Source organism: Streptococcus sp. CL6.35 (assembly GCF_049737915.1).
Lineage (GTDB): Bacteria > Bacillota > Bacilli > Lactobacillales > Streptococcaceae > Streptococcus.
Genome location: NZ_JBKOTU010000001.1, coordinates 100,672 through 120,694, shown reverse-complemented (window position 1 = coordinate 120,694; position 20,023 = coordinate 100,672). Strand labels below are relative to the sequence as shown.

At 34.6% G+C, this 20,023-nt stretch carries 22 protein-coding genes and 1 pseudogene; 2 read left to right on the top strand and 21 right to left on the bottom strand.

What is annotated here, in order from left to right; genetic code table 11:
- Nucleotides 1-32: 32 nt before the first annotated feature.
- From ACLNCP_RS00610 to ACLNCP_RS00565, 10 genes are all read right to left on the bottom strand, one after another.
- Entirely contained in the window at nt 33-1,652 is a 1,620-nt protein-coding gene (locus ACLNCP_RS00610; RefSeq protein WP_212576417.1) for an ATP-binding protein, read from the bottom strand.
- On the bottom strand, nt 1,642-2,298 hold the full coding sequence (locus ACLNCP_RS00605) for an SIR2 family protein (RefSeq protein ID WP_424843860.1): 657 nt from the start codon (nt 2,296-2,298) through the stop codon (nt 1,642-1,644). The genes ACLNCP_RS00610 and ACLNCP_RS00605 overlap by 11 nt, the downstream gene beginning before the upstream one ends.
- 288 nt (nt 2,299-2,586) lie before the next feature.
- Entirely contained in the window at nt 2,587-2,871 is a 285-nt protein-coding gene (locus tag ACLNCP_RS00600) for a hypothetical protein (RefSeq protein WP_424843859.1), read from the bottom strand.
- Entirely contained in the window at nt 2,868-3,671 is an 804-nt protein-coding gene (gene pezT / locus ACLNCP_RS00595) for a type II toxin-antitoxin system toxin PezT (protein WP_424843858.1), read from the bottom strand. The genes ACLNCP_RS00600 and pezT overlap by 4 nt, the downstream gene beginning before the upstream one ends.
- Entirely contained in the window at nt 3,671-4,147 is a 477-nt protein-coding gene (gene pezA, locus ACLNCP_RS00590; RefSeq protein WP_000579598.1) for a type II toxin-antitoxin system antitoxin PezA, read from the bottom strand. Before pezA ends, pezT begins: the two co-directional genes overlap by 1 nt.
- Nucleotides 4,148-4,214: 67 nt before the next feature.
- A complete protein-coding gene (locus tag ACLNCP_RS00585; RefSeq protein ID WP_424843857.1) occupies nt 4,215-4,487 on the bottom strand; it encodes a hypothetical protein in 273 nt (90 codons plus the stop codon).
- Between the two features lie 37 nt (nt 4,488-4,524).
- The gene (locus ACLNCP_RS00580) at nt 4,525-4,908 is read right to left on the bottom strand and encodes a DUF5945 family protein (RefSeq protein ID WP_424843856.1); all 384 of its coding nucleotides are present in this window, start codon (nt 4,906-4,908) and stop codon (nt 4,525-4,527) included.
- Nucleotides 4,905-5,138 carry a DUF5965 family protein gene (locus ACLNCP_RS00575; RefSeq protein ID WP_000152422.1) on the bottom strand — a complete coding sequence of 78 codons (234 nt, stop codon included), beginning with the start codon at nt 5,136-5,138 and terminating at the stop codon, nt 4,905-4,907. The genes ACLNCP_RS00580 and ACLNCP_RS00575 overlap by 4 nt, the downstream gene beginning before the upstream one ends.
- Nucleotides 5,139-5,188: 50 nt before the next feature.
- A complete protein-coding gene (locus tag ACLNCP_RS00570) occupies nt 5,189-6,274 on the bottom strand; it encodes a DNA primase (RefSeq protein ID WP_424843855.1) in 1,086 nt (361 codons plus the stop codon).
- A 9-nt stretch (nt 6,275-6,283) separates the two neighbouring features.
- Nucleotides 6,284-6,925 carry a hypothetical protein gene (locus ACLNCP_RS00565; protein ID WP_050078401.1) on the bottom strand — a complete coding sequence of 214 codons (642 nt, stop codon included), beginning with the start codon at nt 6,923-6,925 and terminating at the stop codon, nt 6,284-6,286.
- A gap of 1,174 nt (nt 6,926-8,099) precedes the next feature.
- Here ACLNCP_RS00565 and ACLNCP_RS00560 point away from each other — a divergent pair.
- Nucleotides 8,100-8,984 carry a helix-turn-helix domain-containing protein gene (locus ACLNCP_RS00560; protein ID WP_000583376.1) on the top strand — a complete coding sequence of 295 codons (885 nt, stop codon included), beginning with the start codon at nt 8,100-8,102 and terminating at the stop codon, nt 8,982-8,984.
- Here the strand turns inward: ACLNCP_RS00560 and ACLNCP_RS00555 are convergent.
- The 5 genes from ACLNCP_RS00555 to ACLNCP_RS00530 form a co-directional block, all read right to left on the bottom strand.
- The gene (locus ACLNCP_RS00555) at nt 8,947-9,627 is read right to left on the bottom strand and encodes an insulinase family protein (RefSeq protein ID WP_050269752.1); all 681 of its coding nucleotides are present in this window, start codon (nt 9,625-9,627) and stop codon (nt 8,947-8,949) included. The genes ACLNCP_RS00560 and ACLNCP_RS00555 overlap by 38 nt on opposite strands.
- A gap of 176 nt (nt 9,628-9,803) precedes the next feature.
- Nucleotides 9,804-11,021 (bottom strand): tyrosine-type recombinase/integrase, encoded by a 1,218-nt coding sequence (locus ACLNCP_RS00550; RefSeq protein ID WP_001291561.1) that lies wholly within the window; start codon nt 11,019-11,021, stop codon nt 9,804-9,806.
- 81 nt (nt 11,022-11,102) lie between these two features.
- On the bottom strand, nt 11,103-11,306 hold the full coding sequence (locus tag ACLNCP_RS00545) for an excisionase (protein WP_000814511.1): 204 nt from the start codon (nt 11,304-11,306) through the stop codon (nt 11,103-11,105).
- Nucleotides 11,307-11,766: 460 nt separating this feature from the next.
- Nucleotides 11,767-11,997 (bottom strand): helix-turn-helix domain-containing protein, encoded by a 231-nt coding sequence (locus ACLNCP_RS00535; RefSeq protein ID WP_000857133.1) that lies wholly within the window; start codon nt 11,995-11,997, stop codon nt 11,767-11,769.
- Nucleotides 11,994-12,416, bottom strand: a complete 423-nt coding sequence (locus tag ACLNCP_RS00530) for a sigma-70 family RNA polymerase sigma factor (RefSeq protein ID WP_000804885.1) — start codon at nt 12,414-12,416, stop codon at nt 11,994-11,996. Before ACLNCP_RS00530 ends, ACLNCP_RS00535 begins: the two co-directional genes overlap by 4 nt.
- A gap of 504 nt (nt 12,417-12,920) precedes the next feature.
- On the opposite strand from ACLNCP_RS00530, the gene ACLNCP_RS00525 reads away from it, so the two are divergent.
- A complete protein-coding gene (locus ACLNCP_RS00525; RefSeq protein WP_001227347.1) occupies nt 12,921-13,274 on the top strand; it encodes a helix-turn-helix transcriptional regulator in 354 nt (117 codons plus the stop codon).
- 59 nt (nt 13,275-13,333) lie between these two features.
- Here ACLNCP_RS00525 and ACLNCP_RS00520 read toward each other — a convergent pair whose 3' ends face one another.
- From ACLNCP_RS00520 to ACLNCP_RS00495, 6 genes and pseudogenes are all read right to left on the bottom strand, one after another.
- Complete coding sequence (locus ACLNCP_RS00520; RefSeq protein WP_011058338.1) at nt 13,334-13,519, bottom strand: cysteine-rich KTR domain-containing protein; 186 nt, start codon at nt 13,517-13,519, stop codon at nt 13,334-13,336.
- Nucleotides 13,520-13,619: 100 nt separating this feature from the next.
- Nucleotides 13,620-15,539 (bottom strand): tetracycline resistance ribosomal protection protein Tet(M), encoded by a 1,920-nt coding sequence (tet(M), locus tag ACLNCP_RS00515; protein ID WP_000691727.1) that lies wholly within the window; start codon nt 15,537-15,539, stop codon nt 13,620-13,622.
- Nucleotides 15,540-15,554: 15 nt separating this feature from the next.
- Nucleotides 15,555-15,602, bottom strand: a pseudogene (locus ACLNCP_RS00510) (hypothetical protein); the annotation flags it as partial.
- A gap of 313 nt (nt 15,603-15,915) precedes the next feature.
- Nucleotides 15,916-16,851 (bottom strand): conjugal transfer protein, encoded by a 936-nt coding sequence (locus tag ACLNCP_RS00505; RefSeq protein WP_001224320.1) that lies wholly within the window; start codon nt 16,849-16,851, stop codon nt 15,916-15,918.
- A complete protein-coding gene (locus ACLNCP_RS00500; protein ID WP_000769868.1) occupies nt 16,848-17,849 on the bottom strand; it encodes a bifunctional lytic transglycosylase/C40 family peptidase in 1,002 nt (333 codons plus the stop codon). The genes ACLNCP_RS00505 and ACLNCP_RS00500 overlap by 4 nt, the downstream gene beginning before the upstream one ends.
- Nucleotides 17,846-20,023 (bottom strand): CD3337/EF1877 family mobilome membrane protein, encoded by a 2,178-nt coding sequence (locus ACLNCP_RS00495; protein WP_424843854.1) that lies wholly within the window; start codon nt 20,021-20,023, stop codon nt 17,846-17,848. The genes ACLNCP_RS00500 and ACLNCP_RS00495 overlap by 4 nt, the downstream gene beginning before the upstream one ends.

Here is a 20,023-nt window from a genome sequence, read left to right as displayed (position 1 = left end):
AAATCAAAAAATATAACTCTCCAACTAGATTTTCAATCTTGCCATAGACTTGGAGTATCATTCATATGTACTCTATCACATTTTTCAATCTCAAGATATAAATCTTTGAGTAAATTTATACTAGTTAATACTGCTTCACCAGTATTCAATTTCCTGACTTGTGCAATCTGCTGCTCAGATAAATGATTACTAATTGCTCTAATCTCATCAATAGCTGTTAAACGGTGAATAAGTAAAGTACCAATTTGACCTAATAGAATTTTATCAACATCATTAGGATTCTGTGTCGTTAAAAAAAGAAATATACCTTTTTTACGACCTTCTCTTGCAATTCCTGTTAACCCCGTATAAAATGATGTCTCTCCTATGTTATTAGATTTTGTATATCGGTGTACCTCATCAATAAAAATTACGAATGAATTGATCTCATTTTTGGGGATATTTAATAAAAAATTTGTTACCAAATCAATTATCATTCCACCAATACCATCTGTAGTACCAATCCTTGATGCATCTATATAAAGAGATTTTTTTGATGTGGTTGCAAAATTTTTAATAATATCTAATAAGTTCTCTTTTTGAGAACTAAAGAATGTTTTAAAATTTGTATTAGCTAATTTATAATTTACCTTTTGTATCAGATATTGATTTATACCAAAATTAAATGCATCTGCCTTATACACACCAGAATTTGTTTGTTGAGTTGTTTCATTAGCTATCTGCTCACTTAAAAGTGATAAATCGAAATCTTTATCATTAGATGTTAGCTGATTTAATTCTCTTTCTACAACGTTTACTGACTTACCAATTTTTACATATGGTCCTGTTAATCCCTGCTTCAATTGATATCTTAAACCTCTAATTGCTTCTGCTAAAACAGCAGGTTGAGTACCATCATTGGTTTCAAATAATATTGACCATTGCTGCATTGACAATTCGGATACAGGAACAAACGCTTTTTCTCCTAAAACGTATTTATCAACTTCATCTTCTGAAAAAGATAAGCTATATTCACCGGTAGGATCAATAATCAAAGTACGTATATTATTACTTATTAATTTATCTAATATCGACAATGCAGATGTTGATTTTCCACTATTAGTTGTGCCAATAGTTAATAAATGTCTGTCAAATAAAGTTCTAGGCTGAAAAGAAATAGGGTAATTTTGAGAATTTAACGATAGATTTGAAAAGGATGATAATTTTTTCTCCGAATTTGGTTTAACTTCTATCGAGGATACGAAATGTTCAATTATATTTCTATCTGCTATGTAGACTTTATCAGTTAATCCTACAGTATGAGTCCCAGGTAACTTGAAAAATTTATCACCGATTGGTATAAAACCTAAAATATCAATATTTAATTCTGGATAAACATTTTCTTGAAATCCCTTTGCTACCATTTCATGAGAATTCACTCCATTTTGTATCTTTGACTGAAATAATTCTCCAAAGTAAATTCCATCATTTGAATCTATAGCTACAAAATAATTTATTGTATTAGGAATTATAGCTATATTCTTTAGCTTTTTAAAAGCTAATAATGTAAGATTTTCAACTTGAATAACTATATTACTACGGTATACTTGCGACACCATACCTAAATAAAAATTACTCTTATCTAACTCATCATAAAAATCTTCAATCCGCATATTTATCACCTAAATAATCTGTTAATCCATCATTTAATGTAGCCTTTAAAAAGACAATTGGATTATGTACTTCCATTAGATGCGTTATTTCTTTCCAATTATCGTTTTGTTGATCGATGTTAAAGTCAGAAACTACTACCGTTAAACCAGAGTTATTTTTGATCGCTTGTGTAATCATTTTAGAAATATGATTATCCGAAAAGCTAAATCCCGTCGTAATCAGTAGTGTATTTTGCTTTTTTAATAATTCCTGGAATTTAGTAAACAGTTCAAAATATGGTTCCTGATAGCTCTGAGCATATTTATCAGAACTTGGAAAAATCATCACCGTATTATTGATATTATTAATTGCATTTTTCTTTTTCCTATAAATATTTCCATCTTCACCTCTTTCCCAAGTCAGAGAACCGTGAATCTTAATTAGATTAAACACTTTGTCCCTGTACTCTAACTCGCTCGTTTTCATTATTGGCACTTCTCTAATAAGATTCCAATCAAAAATGTCACTCTCAAATTTTGGATCTTCAACAAAATTAAAACCATCAAATATTATATAATTCAATTTTGCCCCTGCCTCCTCAAATAAAGTATCATAATTTGTTGTAACTACTGAAAGCTTATTGGGAGACTTAATTTTTTTAATCAATATGTTTAAAATAGCACCATGTTTTAACTTATTCCTATCATAGCTATAGTCAGTATTTTTCTTTATAATTTTAAGAATAGTATTGAGCGACTTTTCATATTTTACCTTTCCTCTTTTTACATATGGAGCATAGTGTTGTAAGCTGGATAAAAAGTCCTCTAAATTAAAATCTTCACTTAAAATCTCTATTTCAACATTATTATCATCAGTAATTTTTTTAGTGATATTACCAAAATCAATAATTTTTGATAATTGGACCAGCGAATATATGTCACTCCGTTCATTCAGTTATTCAAAAACATCTTGAGCAATCATTGCTACAGTCTTTCCAAATGCGTTATTTATTACATCGTTTTCAACTACAACTGAAGCTCCAGCACCAGCTAACAGTACTATATTGTCAAACTTTGTATGAAGAATAGTATTCAAATCTTGTTGAATTAACTTTTTAAAATCAGTTATATCAAAAGTTTTATCCTCTTCAATCAAAGTCAGCTGTTCACTGTTTTTAAAGAACTCATTACTTTCCATATAGTAGGTAACATTTGCAGACTTATAAAAATATTCTTTCATAAACTATTTCCATTCTCCTTAACTTTATATAGCCTTTTTAATCTATCTTTCTCTATTTGCATCATCTCTTCCTCTATTTGCATCATCTCTTCCTCTACATTACTCCATTTTCTGAAGAGGCATTCTTGAAGAACTGTTGCTGCGGAAATCTCATCCGTTTCAGAATCGTAAATACAAGTCCTATCTCTTTGGTAAATTTGAATGCGGTCAAAGAGTTTATCGTTTTCTAACTCTCTTAGGTTATCAACCAAATGCTCTACAATACCATCATGATGTTCTTTAGGGGTTGCTCTGGCCTGATTAGGATTTATTGTGTAAAGTTCCTCATAACGAATCAAGGTACTGAGATAGGAAAGTTCTGGTTTGGTGCCAATCACAGCCAAAGAAATATGGTAGCCTTTTTTTCGTAGTAATTGAGCAGTCTGCCGTGGGACTTGAGTGGTTCGCAAAGTCCCTTCAATCAACAAATGATAGGCCTGTGTGCTGAGTTCATCAACTATATGCTCTACCATTTTCCCTGCAAAATCTTTGGTGTATTCTACACTATCTTTGCCATATTCTTGCTGCAGTCCTAAATAGTGTGGATGCTGAGAACGAAAACTATCACCATCTATGATAACAATATTTCCTTGAAATTCTTTCTGTTTAATACGATGAATTGTAGTCTTACCAGCACCACTTTGCCCTCCAAGCAAAATCGCTATAGGTTGCTTACTGGACTTTTTTCCTCTTGTCAGTGAGCGAATGTTCCGCTCTAAAGCATGTTTGAATTCACTATCGGTATAATCTTGGATTTCCATTAGGCTACCATCCGTTTTTCAGATATCTCTAACATACGTTCAATTCCATCCAAATAACCGCTATATCTCTCTATTTCATCAAAAGTTTCTACTAAATAGATACTCGTATGAATCAAGTCAGATAGATCATCACTCATTAAAATCCAAGGATTAGATTCATCATCAATGCTAATTCCCTGACTATCTTGATAGCGATAGAGTCGAGATAATAGATTAGAACCTCTTTCTTTCACAATTTCAATTTTTAAAGTCAATTCATAATCTTCAACAGGATTAAGCATTTTATCTTCTCCTACAATATCGACATAAGATACATTAAACTTCTGACAAATGATGTCAATTAATTCCGTAGAGACTGAACTCGTTCCATTTTCATACCGGCTCAAGCTATTTCGAGAAATTCCTACAATTCGGGCAAAGTCGTCTTGTGTTAAGTCATGTGTTTTACGTAAGGATTTTATGTTCTTTCCAATCATGGCAAACTCCTTTATTTTTATAATTCAATTATAGCACAAAAAAGCATAATGCACCAAAATTGGTGCGTTATTGACTATTTTTCCTAAATCTCTCTAAATTCTTCTCCAATTGTTCCTTATGAAGTTGATTTTTAGCTTTTTTTAATGTGTCGTCCAAAGTTTCTTCTCTGTAAGTTACTTCTGTTTTTAATTGTTGTGATTCTTTATTTGGAGTGAAAATGATATCTAGCAGTCGGTCTATTTTTTCAAGATCTTGGACAGACATATCAGATAGTCTATGAATTAACTTCTTAAATACGTCACTATTGTCTTGGTTTTTCTTAAAAAGTTTTGTAAACATCTATAGCCTCTCAAAAAAAGCAGCCTCTTAGGACTGCTTAGTGTAATTCGGAAATCGCATCATAAATGGACTGCAATTTCTTATTGTCTTTATTCTTTGTGTCAATCAACGTATGTAGCTCTTCAATTTTCTTTTGACTACTTTGAATATCGCTATTGTTATCCGCAATCAGTCTTTTAAGATGTTGCTGATAACTTATAGTGATATCTGTCTCTTTTCCTGTTCTAACCTCTGTAACTTTGGGTTTAGAACTAGAATTTGATTCCGTCACAGGTGCTTGTTTGCGCTTTTGAAAAGCTGCTTCATAATTTACATCATTACCTCCTTGATGATTTCCAAATAAGGCCGCAATTTTATCTGGATCTTCTTGATTTTCTGATTTACTTTCTAATGGTTGATTAAAATTCCAATCTTTTGTCATTCACTCATTTCATCCTTTCTAAATTCAGAATCATCGAATTGTCTTTCTCTACCGAAGGCATGGTCAAGAGCTTCTTCAAAACTCATGTGACTAATGCTTTGACGCCTTTTGAACGTCGCAAACATCGCTGTCTCCAGTTGCTCTTTGTAAGCAGCGAGTTTTTCTGTCTCTCTTGCTACCTTACTTTCTTGCCTAGTGACCTTTTCTTCTAAGCGTTCAATAATGGTCATATACGATCCTCCTTCATTCTAATATTAGCTAAAACATCTTGATTTTGTTATCACAATTCTAAACATTGAGAGGTTTGTCTTACTGGTTGATTCCTCAATGTCTCTTTTGCATTCTCGATCATCAATTGTAAATCTGATTTCTTTTCTCTAAGAATATCGTTCCAGTCTCTTTTTTCTTTCCCAGATTCATTATTAGGTAAATCCAGTAAAACAGGAAATCCTGATCTAGATAACTTATCAGAAAAATCTTTACCTGCATCATCACAATCTACTGCCAGGGTCAATAAATCAGGATGATTATCAAAATAGCTGGTGGTATCACGAATTGTATTGATCAAAGGCAATAACTTTGAAGGTATTACTGTATCTAAAAATTCCAACTTCTGATTTTCTTCAGCTATCAGTCGTAAAGTTTGATAAGCAACAACAGACCTTTTTAATCCCTCCATAGATACCAAACGAACATCAAATAGATTTTGTTGATGAAGTTCGTAATAGCTCATCAAGTCGATAAACGATTCACAAAAGACCAGTCTATTTGGTTTACCAATATCAAAGGATATTCCAACATGTCCATGGCTTCCTTTTAGAATTGTTTTCAACCTCTCTCTAGGAAGAGAGTGATTCTTATATATCCCTTGTAGGCTTGCCGCCTGCAGTTTGTGACGATGATCAAAGCTTTTAAAAACAATAACAGGTTCAACTGTTTCATTTGTTTTCCAGCTGGCTTGTGTTATTAAACCTTGTTGAATCATCCTTTGTACGATTTCTTCTGAAATTCCTCTACATTCTGTTAAGTAATATCTGGCCAGACTACAGTTAGAATCTTCTATTCTCTTTAAAGGATAATAAAATGGTCTCTCTCTTTTTTCTTGAACAGCTTCTTTTTGAAAAAGTTCTTCAGAAAGAAAGGCTAGAGCTTCTTTAAAGGAAATTCCCTTAACAAGTCGAACAAAATCAATGACATCACCTTGAATATCTCTTGAAAACCATTTAAAAGTATTGGTAGTTGAAAAAATCCGAAATGAATCGTGTTCAGGATGTTCATAGACACTGCTCGAAACTTGTTTAAAGGAGATACCTAAACGATTGGCTACATCAAGAATTGAAATTTGCTTACATTCTTCTATTCCCATGCAATATCATCATTTTGTCGTAGTATTTGGCAGTGATGGTATTGATGATGATTCTTCTAAAGTTTTAGGAGTTGCATTATCTAAATCATCTAACCCAGATTTCCAAACCTGTACTTGATTGACCAATAACTTACCTGGTAGTTTCGAATAAGACAACTTAACCGTTCTGGTTTCTGTCTGATTGGTCTTTGATTGGTTGGCATTCTTTAAATCGGATACATAGGTTACATTATAAGACACCATAGCAATGGCTTGATTCGTAGTCTGATTGACAAAGATATCAGCTTTTTCAAAATGATAATCCAAAATATAATCCTTATACACTTGGTTCATGGCATCATTTTGACTTGACAATTCTTGAGAATAAGCTGATTCAGTCATATAAGGTTGAATACGTGTATTATTTTCTCCGAGCTTTTCTTTCGTATAGTACTGTGTCAAAAATTCTTTTACAGTATCTGATGACAAAATACTTGCTTTATCTTCTGCTTGTTTGTCCTCTACAAGTTTAGCTGCAGCCAATTCAATCTCTTTACGACTTTGTTTAGCAGTAGAATGTTGACCAGCAGTATATCCCATCATGAGAATAAAGCTAGTTGCAGCCACTGCTCCAACACTAATTAAGGCTTTAGTTTTGACTTTATTTAACATCTTAGACCTTCTTTCTATAAAAACTAGGTCAAGAATAACAAAAAGAACTTGTAAGTTTTATCACATCACAACGAAAGGTAATTCCTACATTTCAGGCGCAAAATCGTACAGTTCAGAGAAAAAAATAAAACTAGCTGTCTTTGAAGTATAATAGACTTATTGGAAAAAAATAAAATGCATACTGTACTATGCTATACTATAGTTAAGAAAACTATTTACAAAAGATCATGCAACTAACTTCTGAGAACTTTAAATTATTTATTAGTGTAAAAAAGGACACCTTCCCAACGAAGATATCCTGTCTAAATAAAGCTTATAAAACCAAACACTATAAAGGAGGACGTCCAAAAACGCTAAGTCTATAAAAACAGTTGATGCTAAACTTGCGTTATTTATTCTATTGACCAACTCTACGTCTCCTAGCTTTTGATTTTGGTCTTGGATTAGCGACAGTCACCGAACGATAATATTGGTAGAAGATACTCTTCGTTCTTCAGGTCTATTTGCCTTAGACAACTTAAAAGCAGCAAGTGTCACTATAGCTATTGATGTCATAGAAAGTCCTATTTCAACGTCCTAAAAGAAACCAAAGTAAAATTATTCAGGAAAAAAGAGACACACCATGAAGACACAAATCATACTCGATTTAACACCACTTCATGCCTGCTAATTAGTTTTTTAAGAAGGTCATACACATGATTTTACTCTTTTTAAGAAAGGATAGGTCAAGTTTGCCAGAGCAATCACTTGATTTTCTGTATTTGGATTATTTATGCATTATGAATATTCATAATATAACCTTCATTCCTGTTAAAAATTCTAAAAAGCATCTATTGACTGAAGAGGATAAGAAGTTTAATAGAGATACTTGTAATACGTATTAAAATTGAGCATTTTAATGCTAAGTATAAAACTTTTCAATTTATGGAATCATCAACTATGAGTTAAAATAATTTTCGAACAAAGGCTGTCCAAAAAACTTGATATAATGCGTTTTATTATGGGAATATTCATTTCATTTACTCCTGAAATTGAGTTTTTACCCAGACTCATTAATGTTATTGATATAATCCAATAATAATGATAATATCAAATAGTAATAAAAAAATTTGATAGTATTTTTTCATAATCTGTCACGCTTTCTAATGATTTTTTATGGTAAATGGAGATAAATATGATTATAGGTGAAACTTATAGAAAAATACGAGAAGGAAAAGGTATTTCTATTTCTTCATTAGCAGGTGCAGAAATTTCAAAGTCTCAAATATCTAGATTTGAATTAGGAGAGACAGAAATCTCATTTTTTAAATTATTATATCTACTTGAAAAAATAGGTGTAACACTAGAGGAGTTTTTGCTTTCATGTAATAATTATCAGCCTTCAGACTTCAATACCTTGATACGCTTAGTTCAACAGGCTGCATACAATCAAGAAATCAAATCATTACTTAATATGGTAAGCAAAGAGATGGAACTGTTTAGAGAAACCAAATCTCATTATCATAAGTTAAACGCTATTTTCATTGAAAGTATTATCTATGGAATTGATAATACTCATCAATTGAGTAATCAAGACACCTCTTATCTTACTAATTATTTATTTTCTGTTGAAAACTGGGGATATTACGAAATTCTTATTCTTGGAAATTGTTGTCGAGCAATATTACCAAATTTATTATTTAGATATGCCAAAGAGGCGCTTAAAAAAGGAAAGTTGTATAGTTCTATACCTAGAAATAAACAAGCTCTCGTTCAATTACTTCTTAATTCACTTCTTATTATGATTGAAAACAGCTTATATGAGGAAGCTTTATTTTTAGAACAAGCTACTAAGAATATATTATCTAATTCCACAGATTTTTTTGAACAAACTATTCTTTTGTATTTAGAAGGATTTTTTGAACTTAAATTTCATCATAATCAAAAATCAATTTTAAAAATAGAAGATGCTTTAAAAATTTTTGAATTATTCAATAAAACATTATACAAAAATTATAAAGATTACTACAAAAAAAATATTATCATTTTATTACAATGTGGTAATTCCTATTTTGAATAATTGCTTTTTTTGAAAAACTTTTTAATTCATCTAAAGAAATCAATTCCAGCTCTTCAGCAATACTATCCCAACTTGGAATATCAAATAATTTTTCTCTACAAATTGTTTTTAAATATTCATTTTTATTAACTTCACAATTTATGTACAATTCATTGATTACTCTTTTTTTAGCCTTATAAAATAATAGTTCATCAGATAAATCGGATTCATTAACAAGATTGTTCTCCAGTGTTTTAATCAATTTTTTCTTATAGATTGTAGGTGTTATAGTTACTATTTTTAGTAAAGTCATATTACTATAAAATATTGGGTATGATACAATACTATATATCCATTGCTTTTGTGTCCTTAACTTATGGCCTAATAATGAATCTTTAATACCAGTTAACATCGAGTTTAAGATACTTAACATTGCCATTTCATGAGATGATGCTACCATACCAGATATATCTAGATACATAGAAATTTCAGAAAGTTCTTGTTGTTTATCTAATTCCGTTAAACCAGTTGAAAAAGCCGGAGAGTTAATTTCTACAGATGATCCACTTAAAGGTAACATATTTTCAATACTTATGATTTCACTTTGTAGAAAACTTGGACCAGCAATAGCAATCTGGAATTCTCCTGCTTGAATATTTTTCATATAAACAAAGTATAAATTTCTAATTATCTTTTTATATTTTCTTAAATGCTCGTAAAGCCTTATTCTATGTGCTTTCGAGTATTTTTACTGTAGGAAGATACTTCACGTTTCTTTGCATATTTCCTCATGTCTTAGCTGTCAGAAGTGGTAAATAAGTAGTAAATTCATTTGTACTACTAAGCAACAAGACGCTCCTGTTGCTTCTCTTTATTCAAGCGTTTCATTTCTGCCATTGCAGAATCGAATGTTGCATGTGCGTAATAGTTCAGCGTCATGGCTATATTAGCATGTCCCATAATGTACTGTAATGCCTTTGGATTCATTCCTGCATTTGCATAGTTGGTACAGAATGTATGTCGCAAACTATGTGGAGTGATGTGTGGCAATTTATCCTCGTTATACTTATTGTATTTCTTAACAAGACCTTTCATCATGCCGTTGTAATCACTTGCCACTTTTGGATAGTTCTTTCTATTAAGAAAGAGGAAATCACTATATCCATCAATCTCAACACGCTTATCATTCTTTCGATTCGCTAACACTCGCTTAAATGCTTGATAGGCTTCTTCAACCATAGGAACTTGACGTTCGCCACTTTTGGTCTTTGGTGTTTCAATGTAGTACCCAATTTCAGTATCTCTCAATAGCTGATGGTCTATATTGACAAGACGATTCTCAAAATCTAAATCTGGAAGTGTCAAACCACCAAACTCTGAAATACGAAGACCTGTTTTTAAGAGTATCAGAATTTCATCATAATTTTTGCTGTAGGTTTTATCAGCTTTTGCAAAGGCTAACAGTTTTTCTTCCTGTTCTTCTGTTAGTACGGTCTTAGGGACAGTATCATCATCAAGAACTGCTTTCAGTTGAAAGTCAAATGGATTCTTCCGAACACAATCATCTTGTATAGCAATATAGAATGAAGCCTTTAAAGAACGTTTGTAGTTATTGATGGTTTGATAAGCATAACCATTTTCACTCATTCTAATAGCCCATTCTTTAGCGTCTGATGGCTTAATACTGTCAATACTTCTTACACCTAACTTGTCTTTCTTCAAAATATCCATAAGATATTTGCGTCCAGTTTCAGTGTTTTTTCTAACCTTTGGTCTTTGAGCGTTCTGTTTTGCGTAAAGCTGGCAGAGTGTCATTTTCTTTCCTACAACATCAATACCATCATGAATGTCTTTCTGTAACTCTGCGATTTTCTCTCTAAGTGAGATACAATCACGCTTTCCTGCTGGTACTCGGTCTGTAGCCACAAGTTTCCACGAGTAAACAAATTGCGGTTCTCCAAATGAATCTATATATTTGTATAAGTATCTTCCGTCTTTTCGTTGGCTCTCTCCAGTCTTTAAGATTCGACCTTTATTGTCACGTCTTTTTTCTGACATGGCATTTGCTCCTTTCCTTTATGGAAAGAGCCTTGATACGACTTAATACTATTTTATCATATACAAGACCCTTTGGCGACGCTAGATTGCGTCCAATGTATCTATAATTTTTTCAAATTGTTTTCGTTTAATCTGAATACGATTGCCATTCATAATCAGCCAATTTGCATTTTTATTTTCCTCTGCCAAGCGTCGTAGCTTGTTTTCGCCAATACGAAAATATTTTGACGCTTCTTCAATGGTTAGGGTATAACGTTCCCAAATAGGAATGTCAGTCTGCTTCATAAAATCCTCCTTTCCAAATCACTTATTTGGATTTCATAAAAGTTGTTTTACCAGCAATCGAACAGCTTTAGCAAAGCTCACGGGAGTTCCACCCCTGCATGGTTCTCATGTAGCCATACTCATTGCCTGCGACGGTTTTATCACGCTCGGACTATTGACTGTATGGGAGTATCATTATCACGATAAGAATGTCGTTGCAGGCAATCCTGCTAAAGATTGCTTCTCGGATCACTAACATGAATCGCTCGCTATCTTTATAAGATAGGTCATGGCGGTTAGTTCCGTTGGCTCTTTTCTTATCGAAACGTATTCGATTACTTTTATTCAGTTTTCAAAGAACAATGGCTCGTTAGCCTATCAAAACACATTGAAAGCTCAATATGCTTTGGTGGAATAACAAACCTCCCTGTTCGGGAAGCGTGGAATGGTTTAGCACGCTTCCACGAAAGGAGAGAGGATATTACTTAATTTCAAATGACAAAATCTTTGTAATCAGTCTGGTTTCCATTCTTCCACGTAAGACTTCATCAACGACCATACTTTGATTGCCATATTCATCTTTCATAAGTCGTAGGGAACGCTTCGTTATGTACCCTCTGTAATGATGTAGAATCTGGTTAATCGCTTCGGTATCGCCATCTGTTGCCTTTACAATGAGAGGAAAGGGAATCATAGGATATTGTGTTTTCATTCTTCAAATTCCTCCATAAACTTTTTAATTAAGGCTAGTCCACTGGTTCTATGCCGATAGACAGTAGAACGGTTCAATTTCAACAGGTCTGCAATTTCTGAATCGCTCATGTCCATAAAGTAAAACAGCAGTAGAATTTCACGTTTCTTGTCTGGCAACTCACGTAATGCTTCACTCAACAAATCATTTTCAACGCCTACTGATAACCCATTGAGTGTAAAAATCTGAAAGTCAGTTGAATAGTTATCTGTTGTCGCAAACTGGCTAACAAGATAATCGCCAACATCCGAAAAGGACACCTCACGCTTTGCAATCCTTGAAAGATAAAGCATATAATTCTTTCGCTCGTCTTCCATAGCACGTTTACAGATATAGTCAAACTGATTTTCTATTGTGGTCTGAAAAGAAGATGGTTTCATGTTTCTCACCCCCTTTCTGTCTAGGAAAGGAAGTGAGCCTTGCTCGTTTATCTCCTTTCACTCTTAGTCCCAATGTGAAAGGGGGATTTGTTGCATTACTGATAAATAAACTTTGTAAAAAAGTTCTGAATAGCCAAAAAAGCATATAAACAGATTTATTTCTCTGTTTACATGCTTCTGTTATTCTATCTATATGATTTATAAAACCACATTGGTGGACGTACTTATCTATTGCAGATAGACGACTTTTTTTGACAAGAACCCAATGTAAGGAAATTTATTGTATATGATGTACTTCATGGCGACGTTGACCTCCAACAAACCGCCATTTGGAAGTAATATACAATATTTTAACAGCGTAAATAGCACTACCATATAACGGTTTTTTTTATTGGCGTTTAGTAGTGCTTTTTATTAAATATAAACCTATAAACCATATAACACGTTTTTCTATACCTGTTTTTAATTCAGTAGGAACAATAAAATGTATAGAGGTGGTCTACTATGCGTAAAAAAGAAGATAAATATGATTTTAGAGCCTTTGGTTTAGCCATTAAAGAAGCTCGATTGAAACGAGGTTTAACTCGTGAACAAGTGGGAGCATTGATTGAAATTGACCCACGGTACTTAACTAATATTGAAAATAAAGGGCAACACCCCAGCATACAAGTTCTTTATGACCTTGTATCGTTACTTCATGTTTCCGTTGATGAATTTTTCTTACCTGCTAATAACTTGGTAAAAAGCACCCGACGATTACAGATAGAGAAATACATGGATAGCTTTACAGACAAAGAACTATCCTTAATGGAATCTTTAGCCAGCGGTATCAACGAAGCAAGAAACATCGAAGACTAATTAAAAGAATCCATACATAACGGAAAGAGCCGATAAAATGAGATTGTATTAATCTCATTTTATCGGCTCTGCGTCTTTGCGTCTGGCTCTGTAATCACAGTTACTTTGAACTGCTTTATTTCAATTAAATTTTCTTGTCTGCATTTCGGACAATAGAGGGGGAATTTTTTTAATTCAGTATCTTCCCTTATCTTTAATCGTGTTTTATTTCCACATACAGGACACAATATCCACTTGTAGTTTATAATAACTATCTCCTCCTTTACACTTTAATTCAAATCTTTATTAAAAAATATTTCATCTTATTTAACAAGAAACCATATTTATATAACAACATAAAATACACTAAGTTATTTTATTGAACATATATCGTACTTTATCTATCCGACTATTTGGACGACGGGGCTGGCAAACAGGTTCACCGGTAGTAACATGGTACCCTTTTAACTCTGTTAAACAAACACTACGTCCATTTGTAAAGAAAGTTAAATCACTACGATATTCTTGAATACACCGAGCAGGGATTTCTCCACTAAGAATGACCTCATTATTTTTCAATTGAGTGTCTACGATGTTCGCACAATATTTAGGAGCATCGTTGTATGCTCGTGAAAGATATTCCTGTGGCGCATAAATTTTAAAACTAAGATATGGCTCTAACAATTCTGTTCCAGCTTTTTTTAAGACTTGTTCCAATACAATAGGAGCAAGCATCCGAAAATCTGCTGGGGTACTAACAGGGCTATAGTATAAGCCATACTTAAAACAGATTTTACAGTCCGTCACATTCCAACCATATAATCCTTGTTCGCAACCATAGCGTATCCCTTCCATAACTGCATTTTGAAATGATTGATTTAAGTATCCAAGAGAAACCGAGCTCTCATACTGCATTCCACTTCCCAACGGAAGCGGTGATACAGATAAACCAATGGAAGCCCAGAAAGGATTTGGCGGCACTTCGATGTGAATGGTATATTCTGCATTTTTTAACGGTCTCTCCATATAAATGACTGTAGGCTCTTTTAGTTCTATCTCCACATGATACTTTTCTTGCAACAGTGCACTAATCACTTCCATTTGTACTTTCCCTAAGAAAGAAAGTATAATTTCATGTGTCGTAGAATCCACGTAATATCGTAGAAGCGGATCACTATCTGAGATTTCCAAAAGGGCATCAAGCAACATTTCTCTCTGTTCAGGTTTACTCGGTTCAACAGTTGTTTGTAGTAGAGGGTGCGGATTTTCAATCTTTTTTCTCTGTGGCAATAGTTTTGTATCTCCAAGAACACTATTTAACTTCAAAAACTCATTTTGCAAAATAACAATTTCTCCAGAATAAGCTCTATCAATCTTACATAATTCACCATTTATTGAAGTATACATTTCTGTAACTTTTATTTTTTCTTTTTCTGATACTCTAACCGAATCTCGTAAATGTAGTACTCCACTATAAAGGCGTATATATGCAAGACGTTGTCTTTTTTTTGTATATTCAATTTTGAAAACATTTCCGCAAAGTTCAGACGGACCTCGATGTGTTGATGAATAAAATTTATTCGTAATCACTTCTATAAGGTTATCAATCCCTATATTGTTTTTTGCACTTCCGTGATAAACAGGGAACAGGGAACAATTATGAAATCTTATGCTTTCCTCTTGTTCGAGTTCCAATGCTTCTAATGATTTACCGGACATATATTTCTCTAAAAGGTCATCGTTTCCCTCTATTACCGTATCCCATTGTTCAGATTCGGTAAAGTTCGTCACACACATATTAGGATACAGTTCTACCTTCTGTTTGATTACAATTTCGGCAGAAAGTTTCTCTTTAATATCCTGATAAACCGTTGATAAATCAATTCCATTTTGGTCAATCTTATTGATAAAAAAGATTGTGGGAATCCCCATTTTCCTAAGTGCATGAAATAATATACGAGTTTGTGCTTGTACGCCATCTTTTGCAGAAATCAGTAGAATTGCCCCATCTAAAACTGATAATGAACGATATACTTCTGCTAAGAAATCCATATGTCCTGGCGTGTCTATGATGTTCACCTTCGTATTTTCCCACTGAAAAGAGGTTATTCCTGTCTGAATTGTAATTCCTCTCTGACGTTCTAAAAGCGTATTATCCGTCCTCGTTGTACCTTTGTCCACGCTTCCTAATTCTGTAATCGCTCCACTGTTATATAATAAGCTTTCTGTTAAGGTAGTTTTTCCCGCATCAACATGAGCTAAAACTCCAATATTAATAATTTTCATGTGATTTTCCTCCATTCAAAAGCCCAAAAGGGCATAAAAATCCCAGTGATAAATACTCTTATCACTGGGATTTTTATGCATAACCATAGGCATACAAAGCATACAGATATTCTCCGGATACTTTAGAATCACATGATAAAGGTATTCTTAAACTGGGTACAAAAAACTAAGCCCTCCTAAAAAAGGACATCCAATTATTTGTTCCCACTATCAAATTGACAGTTTATTTAAGAATACCTTGCCGCATATTTATTAACTCCTTTTAAATAGATACTTAAATAATAGCACGTAAGAGCATATTTGTCAAGGAATCTCCAATTTTTTATCAAAGAGAGTACGTGATTACAAAATAGCTGTAATAATGTACCAATATTTGTTATTCTATAATCTTCCAATTACTCCCGTTCTTTTCAAGTACCAAATCAAATTGAGATACCTGCGTTGCTTTGGTCTGCTGGTCGATATACTCCACTGTCAGCGATACCGTGACTTGATTATCCTTACGATTGTGAATAGGATTTACCAGTTCTTGAAAGATGTACTCTTTTCCGATTGGTTTTAATATCCCGTCATTCACATAGTAGGAAAGTTCACTGGCTGTCGCTGTAGGATAGAGCTTGAAGAACGTCGTTAAAAACTCATTGATTTCATTGGTTGTAATGGAATCAACCGTCCCCTCACTTTCAATGGCTTTTGGTTTATAACTTGATTTCTTAGGTATGTTGGTAATGGTCGGATTCTTAACCAGTACCATATTTCCAGAACCATCTACATAGACACTCACTATATAAGCAGAGTGGACGGTCTTTGTATTTTCTCCCTCTGTAATGAGCTGGTCTACACTGTAGGTTACATTAAACTCATTGTCGCCAGTTGGCTCTACCGTCCATATCTGAAATCCTCTTACAGAAGACGATACAGGAATATCTTTGCGTACTGTATCAACATTGAGAGCTTGAAGTTCATCTGTCAGATAGCCTTTTAGACTTTCCATTCGATTATCAATGGACTTATCGGATTGCTCCCATGAATAGTAGACTTTCGCAAAGTTCTCTACAAAATTTTCTACATGATGAGTATCAACGTATTCCTTTTCTATGATAGTTGTTTCGTGAATAGTATGAGTATCTATAGCTGTAAAGTGCTTGAATATCGCAAAGCTGAAACTAAGCCCTAAAAGTACCCACAAGGCAATCACAACCTTTTTATGAGGATTGACCTTATAGTAGACACGAGGTTTCTTTTCCTTTGGTATCTGTTTTTCTTTATTCTGATTTTTTCTAAATTTCATCATTAAATCTTCCTTTCTCATTGTTTGATTCGTCCTGCTCCCACTAAATGCTGTTGCCAGTAGGGGCTTGTTAAGTCGGCATAACCGATTGGGTCGCCTGCATGAAACATACGGTTATTGCCAAGGTATATCCCAACATGAGTAATATAAGAGCCAGCGTTATAGGTAGAATGAAAGAAAACCAAATCGCCAGCTTGTGCTTCCGATAGTGGGATATGCTGGGTCACATCATATTGCTGTTGTGCGGTTCGTGGTAAGTTAATTCCAGCTTTTCCATACGTCCATTGTGTCAGTCCGCTACAATCAAAAGAAGTAGTCGGGGAAGCTCCACCGTAAACGTATCGCCAGCCCTCATATTTCAGTGCTTCGTCCATGATGGCTTGTACCGTATCATCATCAAACTCTGTTGTGACAAGATACTGCGTTACCAGTTGCACATAAAACATATTGCCATAGTTGTATCGCCAGCCCCCATTGATAGGTATGGCTATGGGATTGGGGTAAGACACTTTTTCGCCACCTGAATACTCTTTTGAGAAACTTTGAGCCAGTTCAAAGGTATATTTATTTCCACGATTAGCCACATACCCTAAGAAACCACCACCATAATTGTAGGACTGGATAACCGATTCTAAATCTACACTGAGCCTTTCGCTACTGGCTAATAATTCACTGAAATACTTCACACCTTGCTTAATGGATTCTTCTGTACTCAATGAATTAGGTGGAAGACCGAGGGATTCCGAGGACTGCATAACATCTTCCGCAGTACCGCCCGATTCCACCTGTATAATCGCAAGAAGTATGTTGACATATTCTTCAACGCCATATTCTTTGGCATATTTTTCTACCATAGGCTTATGAGCCAGCACTTCTGCGGAAACATTCACACCTCCATAATGAATATTGGAAATTCCGCTGTCCTGTTCATCTGAAAATAAAATGGCAACAAACAGAAGCAGTGAGAAGACCATCAAGAATAATCCAGAACCACCAATCACTAAAGTTTTCAACTTCATGGTTTCTTACCGACTTTCTTAATGGTGGCGGTTTTGATTGGTGGTCTACTTCTTGTATTTTGTAGTGGTACTCTTTGAACAGTAGACGGACGTTCTTTTGTGATTGGACGTTGTGAAGTTCTATCTGCTGTAGTGGTTGAAGTTGCTGGCTTTTGAACGGTTTTTTCTTGAACGGTATTGCCTTGGCGTTCCACTTTTGGACTTGAAAAATCGGACTTAACTGCTGGACGCTCTTGTTTGGCTTGTTGAGATTCCTTATATGAAGTCTGAATATTAGACTGTTTTGAGGTCTGTTCATCATGATATTGTTCTTGTCTTGTAGTCGGTCTTTCATGAACAGAAGAAGCAGGCTGTTTTTTCTGTTTGACCTGTTCCATTTCAGAGCGACGCTTCGCAATGGTTTTTCGCCTTTGTTCCTGCTGTTCCTTGCGTCCACTGGCTCTGTCCGCTTTGGTTTGAGAAATACTACTGGTTAAATCACGGACATTCTCTTTTACTTTGGATTTTCCTTGATATACTGCATATCTTGCATTGGTCGGCAAATCTTTAACCTGTTCTTTCAAACCACTAGCAGTGTCTACCATTCTGTCTTTGGTATCAGCTACTGTACCGATGGTTTGACCGATACGTTTTCCAAGTGTTAATTTTTCCTTTCCGTCTGGTCGGGAGTGATCTGCTTGTGTCCTTGCAGAACTCCCCGAACCCGACTGTCCTTTTTTACCTGTAACAATGGCAGACCCAGCCCCTAGAGTAGTCATGGAACGTCCAAGTTTCCGCTGTAGACGGTGCATGTGAGCGTGCATAAGCATACGAGGTTTTCTCATCACACGACTTCCCACACTTTGAGAATCGTTACTCTGTAGAGAAAACATACTCATTAAATCGCCCAGCTTGAAGTAGATTCCTGCAAAGGTCACAATCTGTAGAAAAGCAATCAAAAAGAACGGATAACCAGCCGATAAGGTATAGAGCATGGTTGAAATACTAAATGCTGTCGTAATAATCAATGTGATTCCAGCTCGTGTCAAAATGGTATTAAAGAGCTTTGTTATGGCTCGTTTTGACATACCATCAAATGATGGAATCATGCTTAAAATAAAGCTCACAGGCAGAAACATAGCATAGATGATAAAAAGTACCTGCGAGAAAATCATGATTCCTGTTAATAGGAATACAAATATGGAAATCCCAATATTGAAGACAAATAGGAAGAAGACTGTACCTAAACGGTTAATGGTCTTTGTAATGGTTAGATTGGTATTGCTTCTGTCTTCAATTTCTTCCGCAACAATTTTTTCTCTGTCTTCGCCATTGTTGGAATCTGGGCTGGTGGAGAGCAGGCTTTCCACACGGTCAATACCGATACTTTCAATGTCTGAACTGTTGTATTGAAGCAGTAGCCACGGTTGCTGAACCTGTATGGAAAACAGGCTATCTCTGATTAAGTCCACGCTGTCCTTGCCTTGACTATCGGAATGGGGCATGACAATCTTCGTGCCAAGTGATAAACTGGCATTACTGATGTCTGATGAAAAATCATTGATTTTTTTAATGTAGTCGGGAGCGTAGGCAATAAAGGAAGCTGATAGGATAAATACCATGACAAAGTTCACAATGGCATGAATCGCTTTTGTAGTTTCTCTTTTTATCAGTCCTGTATAGGCAACATAAACCCCAAGAACCAAAATCAAGAGTAAGAGGAATCCAACATAGAATCCCTCTGTTGATAGTCCGCTAGGCGTAACTCCTGCAAGGGTCTGCATATTCTTGCCAATGGAATCTGCTGTAGCAGAAATGAAGTCAAGGGAATAGGCTTCTTGAACTAAGTAGCCAGTCGCATTGGAAACATAAAGACTGATTGTCCAAATAAAATTGGTAATGGCATATAAGCCATACATGACTTGTTTTCCAATTCCGTCCGACCAGTTCCACGGTAGCCAGCCCCAGCTATTATCAACATAAAAATCCAGTTGATAGTTTTCAAGTGGGTATCGGCTGTACTCATTTGCCACATTGATTGTATCATCTACCAAGCCCGCAGCTTGAACCACTGTTCCCATCATGGCTAAAAGAAAAATGGCAATCACAAGTGTGAAAGCCACTGTCATTGCCACTTTACCTAGACGCTTCAGCGTCCAGTTTGATTTTATTCTGTTTAATATTGATGGTTTCAC